Raw genomic sequence first — 10,382 nt, 5'->3', positions numbered from 1 at the left:
GTGCGAACGGTTCGCACGGGGGCCGCGGTCGGCACGGGCACGGGTGGCCTCAGGCGGTGGCCGCCTTCAGCGCGATGTCGGTGCGGTGCTGGCCGCCCTTGAGGGAGATCCGGTCCACCGCGGCGTACGCGCGCTCGCGCGCCTCGGCCAGGTCTGCGCCGGTCGCGGTGACCGACAGCACGCGGCCGCCGGCGCTCAGCACCTGGCCGTCCTCGCCCGCCGTCGTCCCGGCGTGCAGCACGAACGCGGTGCCGTCCGCCTCGGCCTCGGCCAGGCCGTCGATCGGGTCGCCGGTGCGCGGGGCGGCCGGGTAGCCCTCGGAGGCGACGACCACGGTGACGGCCGCGCCCTCGTCCCAGCGCAGCGGCTCCAGCTGGTCCAGGGTGCCGTTGGCGGAGGCCAGCAGCACGCCCGCCAGCGGGGTGCGCAGCCGGGCCAGCACGACCTGGGTCTCCGGGTCGCCGAAGCGGGCGTTGAACTCGATCACCCGGGTGCCGCGCGAGGTGAGCGCCAGGCCCGCGTACAGCAGGCCGGAGAACTCGGTGCCGCGGCGGCGCAGCTCGTCCACGGTCGGCTGGAGGACGGTCTCCAGGACCTCCTCGACCAGCCCGGCGGGCGCCCACGGCAGCGGCGAGTAGGCGCCCATGCCGCCGGTGTTGGGGCCCTCGTCGCCGTCCAGCGCGCGCTTGAAGTCCTGGGCGGGCTGGAGCGGGACGACGGTGGTGCCGTCGGTGATCGCGAACAGCGAGACCTCGGGGCCGTCCAGGTACTCCTCGATGACCACGCGCTCGCAGGCGGCGGCGTGCGCCAGCGCCTCCGCGCGGTCGGAGGTGACCACGACGCCCTTGCCGGCGGCCAGGCCGTCGTCCTTCACCACGTACGGGGCGCCGAAGGCGTCCAGCGCCTCGGCCGCCTCGGCGGCGGTGGTGCAGACGTAGGAGCGGGCGGTGGGCACGCCGGCCGCGGCCATCACGTCCTTGGCGAAGGCCTTCGAGCCCTCCAGTCGGGCGGCCGCCGCGGACGGGCCGAACACCGGGACGCCGGCCGCGCGCACGGCGTCCGCGACGCCGGCCACCAGCGGGGCCTCCGGCCCGACCACCACCAGGGCGGCGCCGAGCCGGCCGGCCAGCGCGGCGACCTGCGCACCGTCCAGCTGGTCGACCGGGTGGACCGTCGCGACCTGCGCGATCCCGGCGTTGCCCGGGGCACAGTGCAGTTCGGACACAGCGGGATCTTGGGACAGAGAGCGGCACAGGGCGTGTTCGCGGGCGCCGCCGCCGATGACGAGGACCTTCACGCCTGGCAGCGTAGTCGGTGGCCTGTTCCGGCCGCTCTCCGGTCCCGTCGGATCCTCCAGGCGGAACGCTCCGTACGCCGAGCACACTGGAGGATCGTCCAAGCCCGACCGGGCCGATTCGGCGACGGGTGCCCGGGTCACGACGGCGGGTCACCGGACCCTCGCTCGGACGGGTGAAATCTCGCCGACCCCCGCAACCCGCCCACCTCGGGTTCCGTTGGCCGAAACCGGTAACGATCAGCGGAGAAGCGCCCCCACGGTCAGCCATTTGGCGGTAAGAAGTGCTGTTGGAGAACCACCGGCGGACACCACGTCAGCCGTTGCGCCGACAGACCCAGCAGTCCGCCCGCCACAGGGAGCCCCACAGGTGAGCCAGCCGGAAATGCAGCCCGAGGAGAGTGCCTGGGGCAAGGAGATCGGCGAGGAGGACCCGCCCGCCGCCGCCGTCGTCCGACGGGCCTCCACCCGACGCCGGGACGATCTGAGCACCCGACAGTTCCCGCTCGGGGACTGGGGCGAGCCCGCCGAGCGGCTGGAGGAGCTCTACCGCTGGTCCGAGGAGCGGGCGGTCGAGGCCATCGAGTGGTACCGCCGGGACCGGATCTGGAAGCGCCGCTGGGCGCGCCTGCTGCGGTTCGGCGCGGCCGGCTTCGCGGTGGGCGGGGTGACCGCCCCGCTGGTCGACCTGGCCGGCGCCTTCGCGAACGGCACCGGCTGGGGCTACGTCGGCTTCGCGCTCTCCGCCGGCTGCCTGGCCGTCGACCGGGTCTTCGGCCTCACCTCCGGCTGGATGCGGGACGTCTCCACCGGGCAGGCGCTGCAACGCCGCCTGGAGGCCTTCCAGTTCGACTGGGCGTCGGAGTGCGTGCGCGAGGTGCTCGGCCCGACCGAGGGCACCGCGGGCGAGGCCGCCGAGCGCTGCCTGGGCGTGCTGCGCCGGTTCTGCGAGGACGTCTCCGACATGGTCCGCTCCGAGACCTCGGAGTGGATGCTGGAGTTCCGCGCCTCGATGACCCAGCTGCCCACCCAGTCCGGCGGGGCCTGGGGCGGGCGCAGCGAGCCCGGGGTGGGCGCCCAGGTGCGGGTGCTGCCGCCGCCGGGCACCCGGCCCACCATGCCGCGTCAGCGGCCGCCGGAGGGGCCGCTGCGCTAGCGGCCGGGAGGCCGGATCGCGGCTCAGGGCTCAGGGCTCAGGGCTCAGGGCTCAGGGCTCAGGGCTCAGGCGAAGACGATCATCGAGCCCTGGGCGACGCTCCTGGTCGCCGCCGCGTACAGGCCCGACCAGGCGTGCCGCTCCCGGGCGAAGGGGTGGACGTCGTCGATCGGCGGCCCGAACGGCTGCTCCAGGCCGGTCGGGCCGAGCGGCCGGGTCGGGTCCGGCGGGTTGAGCGGGTCGATGCCCAGCGCCGGTGCGACGGCCTGGAGTTCGCGCAGCAGTCCGTGGCTGGAGCCGAGCGGGCCGCCGGAGGCGAGCAGCGTCTCGTCCACCAGCGGCACCGCGAACTCGACCGGCACGTACGCGCCGGCGTGGTCGAAGTGCCAGACCAGGTGCGACTGTTCGGCGCCGCTCTCGAACATCTCCAGCAGCTGCTCGTAGTCGCCGCCGAGCGTGTCGACCGGGGTGATGTCCAGTCCGGTGAGGCCCAACAGGTAGGCGCGGCGCAGGAAGTGCAGCGAGTCGTAGTCGAAGGCGGCTATCGGCTCGACCGCACCGCTGATGCCCGGGACGAACTGGTAGACCGGCACCTCGGGCAGCCCGCGCGAGGCCAGCACCGCGTTGTAGAGCGCGAGGTCGTCCCGGAAGGGGTTGTCGGGACTGTGGCTCAGCACGTCCACCAGCGGGACGAGCCAGAGGTCGCAGGCCATGGCCGGCAGTTCCTCTCCGGAGGCGGGGATCGCCCGCGGAGACGGGGCGACGACGGGGGCTTGGGTCGGTACCCGGACGGCCCGTTGGCGGGGCGCCCGGTCCGACGCCCGCCCACCCTACCGGCCCGGCGCGGCGTGCGGGTCGGACCGCCCCCGCGGGGCCTCCGGGGGCGGCTCGGGCAGCCGCCGGCCGAACCGGCCGTACGGCGTCGCGCGCGGCTGCGGCACCAGGCCGAGGCCCAGGCCCAGTTCACGGCCGAGCTCCCGGCCGACCTCGTCGCTGCGGCGGCTCCGCTCGGCGCGGGCCGCGCCGGGCCCGTCGGCGGACTCGGCGGCCGGCTCCGGCGGGGCCGGCGGCGCGGGCGGCGGCTCGACCGGCACCGCCGGCGGCTCCTCCCCGGCGAACTCGGTGAGCAGCCCGAGGACCGTCACCGACTCCAGCGGCTGTCCGGCCAGCCCGGCCAGCAGCCGGACGGTGTACAGGTTGTACTCGCAGATGATCCGGTGCGCGGCGAGCGGGTCGCGGGCCTCGATCGCCTCGACCAGGTCCGGGTGGCGCTCCCAGCAGACCCCGCCCAGCGCGGGCAGCTCCCGCAGGTAGCGGGCGGCGAACATCCAGGACTGCACCCGCAGCCAGTCCAGGTAGTCGGCGATCCGGCGGTTGCCGAGCAGCGCGCCGACCTCCTGCCAGAACCGGCGGTCGCAGCCCACCATCACGTCCAGGTTCCCGGCCCGGGCGGCCCGCACCGCCGCGTCGGCCCGGCGGTGCAGCGAGGACAGCCGGCTGAGGTCGGGCAGCGCCCGGCGGGCGGTGTACTGGCGGTGGAAGCTGTCGGTGATCAGGACCCGGGACTCGAAGATCTCCAGGAAGTCGTCCCAGCCGAGCTCGGGCACGGTGAAGCCGCGGTGGTGCTCGGCCCGCAGCAGGCCCTGCGCGCCGAGGTCGACCAGGGCCTCGCGGGCCGGGGTCGCGGAGACGCCGTACAGCTCGGCGATCTCCTTGACGGTGAAGTTGCGGCCGGCCGCGAGTCGGCCGGCCATCATCTCCTCGCGCAGCGCGCCGGCGATCTGCTCGCGCAGGCTGTTGCGGTGGATGACGGGACGGGGGGTGTCGCCTGCGCCGTTGTCAGGCATGGGCGCGACCTCCTCGGGCGGGCCGACCGGGCAGGCCCTCGTACGGGCCGGCGGGGAACACGACGAGTGCTCATCTTCTCAAACCCGATCGACCCAGGTACGAACCAACCCTCCGGAACGCCGTCCGCGGCGCCCCGGCGCCGTCCCGACCGCGCCCCGTCCCCCGCTCCCGCCGCCGTGCCGGCCCCCGCTCCGGGCGCCGCTCCGGCTCAGCGCTGGACCGGCGCCGGGATCCCCAGCAGGCGGTCCCGCAGCACCGGGAACTCCTCGCGCGCCTTGGCCACCTCGGCCGGGTCGAACTCGACCGTCAGGACCTCCTCGTCCGCCCCCGCCTCGGCCAGCACCCGGCCCCACGGGTCCACCACGATGCTGTGCCCGGCCTGCTCGACCCCGGCGTGCGTCCCGGCGGTGTTGCAGGCCAGCACGAAGGCCTGCTCCTCCACCGCCCGGGCCCGGGCCAGCAGCGTCCAGTGCTCGCGCCGCCGGGCCGGCCAGGCCGCCGGGACCACCAGCAGCTGCGCGCCGGCGTCCAGCAGCGCCCGGAACAGCTCCGGGAAGCGCAGGTCGTAGCAGGTGGCCAGGCCCAGCGTGGCGAAGTCGGTGGGCGCGGTGACGATCTCCTGCCCGGCGCCCATCACCACCGCCTCGCCGCTGTCGAAGCCGAAGCGGTGGATCTTGCGGTACGTGTGCACCAGCTCGCCGTCCGGGGAGAACAGCAGCGAGGTGTTGTAGATCGGACCGTCCGGATCGCGTTCGACGATCGAACCGGCGTGCAGCCAGACCCCGGCGGCCCGGGCGGCGGCCGACATCACGTCCGAGGTGGGCCCGTCCAGCGTCTCCGCGCCGTCCGACCAGAGGTCGTAGGCGAAGCCGCCGAGCGGCCACAGCTCCGGGAGGACCACCAGGTCGGCGCCGTGTTGCGCCCGCACCAGGGCGGCCGCCCGAGCCCTCCGCTCGGCGGGCGGCTCCGCGTCGGAGACCGCGAGTTGGATCAATGAAGCGCGCACAGTACCACCGTCCACGGCAAGAGACCTACGATCGTCACCCGAAAGCGCTGCCCAGCTGTCTCCCGGCAGCGTAACGTGCGGTTAGCGTGTGCGCCGGGAAAGCCGGACCATCCCGGTCGGCCGTGACGGCGGGGCACAGGCGGCAAGGAAGCTGACGGAGGGCCGGAGATTCCCGTGACGGACAACCAGACCGTGCAGGCTTACACCGAGGCGTGGACCCAGACCATCGAGTCCATATCGGAGCTGGTCGCCCCCCTTCCCGAGGGCTCCTGGAACCGGGCCACCGAGTGTCCGGGCTGGTCCGTCCGGGACGTCGTCTCGCACGTGATCGCGGTCGAGTCCGACCTGCTCGGCGACCCCCGCCCGATCCACTCGCTGCCGCGTGACCTCCGTCACGTGACCTCCGAGTTCGCCCGCTACGTCGAACTCCCGGTCGACAAGCGCCGCTGCCACACCGCGCTTGAGATGACCAGCGAGCTGGAGTACACGATCATCCGGCGCTCCCGGGCGCTGCGGAACGCCAAGCAGACGCCCGAGGAGCCGGTGCGCTGGCCGGCCGGGCCGCTGGCCAGGGACGTCCCGTACCACGAGCTGCTGCGGAGGCGGGCCTTCGACGTCTGGGTGCACGAGCAGGACCTGCGCCGGGCCCTGGAGGCCCCGGGCAACCTGGACGCCCCGGCCGCGCTGATCACCCGGGACGTGCTGCTGGAGCTGCTGCCCCAGGCCGTCGCCACCAAGGCCGGGGCCCCGGCCGGAACGGCCCTGGTGCTGGACGTCACCGGCCCGGTGGAGTTCCTGCGCACCGTCCGGGTGGACGCCACCGGCCACTGCACCGTGGACGAGTCGATCAGCCTGGCGCCCGACGTCCAGCTCACCATGGACTGGGAGACCTACCTGCGGCTCGCCTGCGGCCGCGGCCGGCCCGGCCCGGTCTCCGTCGAGGGCGACCAGGAGCTGGCCGAGCGGGTGCTGGCCAACTTCTCGGTCACCATCTGAGGCGGGCCGCCCGGGGCCCGGGGCCGGACGGCCCCGGGCTCAGCCCGCCGGCGCCGCGACCGCCTGCGCCGCGACCTTCCGGCGCAGCCGCAGGATCATCGCCGTGCCCACCGCCAGCGGGACGTACTGCCAGCAGAACGCCCAGCGGAAGGCGTCGGCCGAGTACCCGACGGCCCCGTCCGGGGAGAGCGCGTCCAGCAGCACGCCGATGCCGAACAGGGTGATCATCGTGCCGATGAAGCCGCCCATGTTGACGATCCCGGAGGCGGTGCCGAGCCGCTCCGCGGGGTTGCGGGCGCGCGCGTAGTCGAGGCCGACCAGCGAGGCCGGGCCGTTGCTGCCCATCACCAGGATGATCCCGACCAGCAGCCAGGTCGGCGGGTGGCCGCCGGGCCAGGCCAGCACCAGTGCCCAGCCGAGCGCGGTGGTCACGACGACGGTCAGCACGATCGGCATCCGGGCCCGCGCCGAGGCGGAGAGCAGCCGACCGAAGAGGAAGCCGAAGCTCATGTTGCTGAGCACCAGCAGGGTCAGCAGCCCGCCGGCCCCCGCCCGGGACATGCCCTGCGCCTGCACCAGGTAGGGCAGGCCCCAGAGCAGGCCGAAGGCGTTGCCGGGGAACTGGGTGGTGAAGTGGATCCAGAGCCCGAGCCGGGTGCCCGGCTCCCGCCAGCAGGCGAGGACCTGCTGGCCGACCTTCGGCCGCGCCCCGGGCGCCCCGCCCCTCCCGGCCTCCCCGGGCCGGGCGGCGGCCTCCTGCGGGGGCGTGTCCTTGAGGAAGAGCGCGACCAGCGCGAACACCGCCACGCCCAGCAGCGCGATCGCGGTGAAGGTGGGCGTCCAGCCCTCGCTGTGCAGCGCCTGGGCGAGCACCACGGTGGTGACCAGGTTGCCGCCCATCCCGGCCAGGCCGGTCAGCTGGGCGACGAACGGGTTCCGGGCCGCCGGGAACCACCGGGCGGCGATCCGCAGCACGCTGATGAAGGTCATCGCGTCGCCGCAGCCGAGCACCGCGCGGGAGGCCAGCGCGGGGCCGAAGGAGGAGCTGAACGCGAAGGCCAGCTGACCGGCGCTCAGCAGCAGGACGCCCAGCAGCAGCACCCGGCGCGGCCCGAACCGGTCGACCAGCAGGCCGACCGGTATCTGCATGGCCGCGTAGACCAGCACCTGGAGGATCGAGAAGGTGGAGAGCGCCGAGGCGCCGATGCCGAAGCGGTCGGCGGCGTCCAGTCCGGCCACGCCGAGGCTGGTGCGGTGGATGACGGCCAGGATGTAGACGCTGACGCCGACGGACCAGGCCAGCCAGGCCGCGCGGCCGCCGGGCGGCTCGAATACGGGTCCGGGCACCGGCGCTGACGCCGGCGCGGGGCCGGCCGGGGGCCCGGCGGCGGGTCGGGGAGCGGGGACGGACGGGGACGGGGCTGGACGGGCGGGCTCCACGGTCATAGTCCGACCAGATTAGTCATCCCATGATTGGACGCCCAGATCCGGGGCGCGCACCGTGCCTCAGCCGGTCAGCGTCCAGGACACCGAGCGGGTCATGTGGCGCTCCCGGAAGGCCTCGTCCCGCACCCAGTCGGTGGTGTCCTTGACGGTCGCCGTCACGGTGGCCGTCCGGCCCGGGGCCAGCTCCAGCGGGGCGGTGTCCAGCCAGGAGCCGTCGGGGGACTGCGGCGTCACCGGGACGCCGTTCACCTTCCACTCCACCTTCAGCTGCCGCGGGCCGGTCAGCGGCAGCGGCCGGACGTCGAGCCGGGGCCGCCCGGACACCTCGCCGGGGGCCGGCACCGGGGCGTCGGTCGGCCGGACCCTGCGGTACAGCTCCTCGATGATCGCCTCGCGCGAGGGCAGGTTGTACGCGCTGCCGAGGGTGCGCATCACCGAGTCCGGGGTGGGCCGGTAGAGGCCGTTGGCACTGCGGTACGCCCCGACCACCCCGGCCCCGTCCGGGGACTCGGCGCCCAGCCAGCGCCACCACTTGGTCTGCTTCCTGCGCATGTCGTCGGCGTTGAGGGTGGCGAGGTTCGGGTAGTCGGCGTCCTCCGGGGCGCTGTCGTACTCGTCGCCGAGGTCCCCCACGGTGTGCCCGATCTCGTGCTGGATGATCCGCCCGGCGTCCGGGCTGCCGCCCGCCAGGGTGGTCACCCCGGTGCCGCCGGCGCCGCCGTACTCGGTGGAGTTGGCCAGGGCTATCAGGTACTGCGGCCCGGCGCCGCCCCCCGCGTACCGGGCGGTGGCGGCCTCGTCGGCGCAGAGCAGCCGGGCGGTGCCCTCGCACCAGAAGTGCATGCCGAGCGGGGTGGCGGTCTTGCGGCCGCGGCTCTCGGACTCCGCTATCCCGGAGACCGGGGAGACCACCTCGACCCGTCTGATGTTGAAGAAGCCCTGGTAGGTGCGGAAGGGCTCGATGTCCATCAGCGCGTGCCAGGCCTTGTCGGCCTGCTGCCGGAAGAGCTCCTGCTCGCCGGCCGTGTAGCCGTCGCCGAGCAGCACCAGGGTGATCCGGTTGGCCGGGTCCCCGGTGCGGCGTATGTCGACGGTGGGGGCGGCCGCGGGTATCCGCTGGTCGGCCTGGAGGGCCGCGTGCGGCGGCACCGCGCGGTCGGCGGCGGCCCCCGGCCCGATCACGCCGAACGGCGAGGGGCCGACCAGCTCCAGGGCGCCCGGGAGGGCGGCGGCGGACACCAGCACGAGTGCGGCCAGACTCCGGACGAGACGGCCAGGGTTGCCAGGCGGCATACGGGTGCGTCCTCCGGGTTCCGGTCACCCGGCGTCGCCCGGGTGGTGGAGCGGAGACGTACCCGGGCGGCCGGGACTCCCCTATCCGGCCGCGAAAAAGTCACCGACCTGGCCGAACGATCCGTACTTTCCGGATCATTCAGGTCATACCAACCATCACTCGGACGGTCTCCGAGGCCCGCCGAAGAACTCCGAAAAATTCTCGGAACCCGCCTGCAACCCCTGACGGGGATGCGCGTCTATACGGATGAAGGCACGGAGAGCGAGACCGGCGGAGCCGGGGGGCGCTTCCGCTCGTGAAGCAGCGGGGCCGGTCGTCTTCGCCCACACACACCGTCAGACCCATGACCCTGGGGAGTCACGTCATGCGCACGTCCGTTATCACCCGTTTTGCGAAGAACGACCGCGCCTTCTCCGGCCGCCGCCGCATCGCCACCGTCGCCGCCACCGTCGTCCTCGCCGGCGGCGTCCAGTTCCTCGCCACCGACACCGCCTGGGCCTGCGGGGACCACCGGCTCAACGGCGCGTACGAGGCTCCGGCCAACGTGCCCGGACTGTCCCCGGACACCGCCATCGTCTCCGCCAAGTCCTCCGTGGTGGCGGACGGCAGCTGGAACGAGGTCTCCGTCAAGGTCACCAACAAGGCCGCCGAGGACGCCCACGGCATGGAGCCCTTCCTCGGCATCCACACCCCGGGCTCGGGCGCCGCGGCCCGCCTCAAGGACGTCAAGATCCAGTACGAGGACTACACCGGCGCCTGGAAGAACCTCCAGCTGCTCGACGGCTGCTCCCGCGTCGTCGACATCACCGGCTCCCAGCGCCAGCGGATGGCCGCCAACAGCTCGGCGACCTTCAAGTTCCGCTACTCGCTGGCCGCCGGCACCCCGGCCGGCGTGACCACGATCGACCTGCTGGCCTCGACCGAGATGGCCGGCTCCCAGGGCCCGGGCGACTCGGGCTTCAAGACGGTCAAGGTGACCCACCCCCAGGACGCCACCGGCACCAAGCCGACCACCCCGGCCAAGCCCAAGCCCACTCCCACCAAGGACGCCAAGCCGGCCCCGGCCAAGCCCGCCGCCGAGCAGACCAAGGACACCGCCCCCACCGCCCCGGCCCCGAAGCCGACCACCCCCTCCGCCGCCCCGGCCACCACCGCCCCCGCCGGCACCCCCGAACTCGCCCAGACCGGCTCCTCCTCCACCAACACCTTCCTCGCCGCCTCCGCCGCCGCGCTCCTCGCCCTCGGGGCCGGCGCCCTGATCGCCGTGCGCCGCCTCCGCCGCCAGCACTGACCTGCGATCGTCGGCACCGAGCGGACCCCGGCGCCGACGGTCGAAAGATTC

Annotated in this window: 9 protein-coding genes; 3 read left to right on the top strand and 6 right to left on the bottom strand. The window is 74.4% G+C overall.

All coding sequences use genetic code 11. The annotated features are described in order from the left end of the window. Positions 1-49: 49 nt before the first annotated feature. Positions 50-1,297: a phosphoribosylamine--glycine ligase gene (gene purD, locus ACFU7Z_RS08270; RefSeq protein WP_049659445.1), complete on the bottom strand. Its 1,248-nt coding sequence runs from the start codon at positions 1,295-1,297 to the stop codon at positions 50-52. Between the two features lie 367 nt (positions 1,298-1,664). Between purD and ACFU7Z_RS08265 the strand changes: the two genes are divergently transcribed. Beyond that, positions 1,665-2,450: an SLATT domain-containing protein gene (locus tag ACFU7Z_RS08265; protein ID WP_074001872.1), complete on the top strand. Its 786-nt coding sequence runs from the start codon at positions 1,665-1,667 to the stop codon at positions 2,448-2,450. Positions 2,451-2,515: 65 nt separating this feature from the next. Here ACFU7Z_RS08265 and ACFU7Z_RS08260 read toward each other — a convergent pair whose 3' ends face one another. The 3 genes from ACFU7Z_RS08260 to ACFU7Z_RS08250 all read right to left on the bottom strand — a co-directional run bounded on the left by ACFU7Z_RS08260 (position 2,516) and on the right by ACFU7Z_RS08250 (position 5,304). Then, positions 2,516-3,163, bottom strand: a complete 648-nt coding sequence (locus ACFU7Z_RS08260) for a hypothetical protein (RefSeq protein ID WP_049659440.1) — start codon at positions 3,161-3,163, stop codon at positions 2,516-2,518. A gap of 117 nt (positions 3,164-3,280) precedes the next feature. Further along, positions 3,281-4,297, bottom strand: coding sequence for a GntR family transcriptional regulator (locus tag ACFU7Z_RS08255; RefSeq protein WP_380776984.1), 1,017 nt, complete (start codon positions 4,295-4,297; stop codon positions 3,281-3,283). A gap of 209 nt (positions 4,298-4,506) precedes the next feature. Further along, positions 4,507-5,304, bottom strand: coding sequence for a carbon-nitrogen family hydrolase (locus ACFU7Z_RS08250; protein ID WP_375875055.1), 798 nt, complete (start codon positions 5,302-5,304; stop codon positions 4,507-4,509). Positions 5,305-5,478: 174 nt separating this feature from the next. On the opposite strand from ACFU7Z_RS08250, the gene ACFU7Z_RS08245 reads away from it, so the two are divergent. Then, positions 5,479-6,300, top strand: a complete 822-nt coding sequence (locus tag ACFU7Z_RS08245) for a maleylpyruvate isomerase family mycothiol-dependent enzyme (RefSeq protein WP_375875054.1) — start codon at positions 5,479-5,481, stop codon at positions 6,298-6,300. 39 nt (positions 6,301-6,339) lie between these two features. Here ACFU7Z_RS08245 and ACFU7Z_RS08240 read toward each other — a convergent pair whose 3' ends face one another. Both ACFU7Z_RS08240 and ACFU7Z_RS08235 read right to left on the bottom strand, forming a co-directional pair. Beyond that, positions 6,340-7,746, bottom strand: a complete 1,407-nt coding sequence (locus ACFU7Z_RS08240; RefSeq protein WP_375875053.1) for a nitrate/nitrite transporter — start codon at positions 7,744-7,746, stop codon at positions 6,340-6,342. A gap of 60 nt (positions 7,747-7,806) precedes the next feature. Beyond that, the gene (locus ACFU7Z_RS08235) at positions 7,807-9,039 is read right to left on the bottom strand and encodes a M64 family metallopeptidase (RefSeq protein ID WP_079271989.1); all 1,233 of its coding nucleotides are present in this window, start codon (positions 9,037-9,039) and stop codon (positions 7,807-7,809) included. 365 nt (positions 9,040-9,404) lie between these two features. Here ACFU7Z_RS08235 and ACFU7Z_RS08230 point away from each other — a divergent pair, with 365 nt between their 5' ends. Beyond that, positions 9,405-10,331: an LAETG motif-containing sortase-dependent surface protein gene (locus tag ACFU7Z_RS08230; protein ID WP_380776983.1), complete on the top strand. Its 927-nt coding sequence runs from the start codon at positions 9,405-9,407 to the stop codon at positions 10,329-10,331. Positions 10,332-10,382: the final 51 nt, after the last annotated feature.

It is taken from the genome of Kitasatospora sp. NPDC057518 (assembly GCF_042802075.1).
GTDB lineage: Bacteria > Actinomycetota > Actinomycetes > Streptomycetales > Streptomycetaceae > Kitasatospora.
The sequence above is the reverse complement of the archived record's forward strand: the minus strand, read 5'-3'. Positions and strand labels throughout refer to the sequence as shown.

Excerpts from the sequence above, each read along its gene's own strand:
- ACFU7Z_RS08260 (WP_049659440.1), bottom strand. The coding sequence starts at position 3,163 with ATGGCCTGCGACCTCTGGCTCGTCCCGCTGGTGGACGTGCTGAGCCAC.
- ACFU7Z_RS08255 (WP_380776984.1), bottom strand. The coding sequence starts at position 4,297 with ATGCCTGACAACGGCGCAGGCGACACCCCCCGTCCCGTCATCCACCGC.
- ACFU7Z_RS08240 (WP_375875053.1), bottom strand. The coding sequence starts at position 7,746 with ATGACCGTGGAGCCCGCCCGTCCAGCCCCGTCCCCGTCCGTCCCCGCT.
- ACFU7Z_RS08235 (WP_079271989.1), bottom strand. The coding sequence starts at position 9,039 with ATGCCGCCTGGCAACCCTGGCCGTCTCGTCCGGAGTCTGGCCGCACTC.
- ACFU7Z_RS08230 (WP_380776983.1), top strand. The coding sequence starts at position 9,405 with ATGCGCACGTCCGTTATCACCCGTTTTGCGAAGAACGACCGCGCCTTC.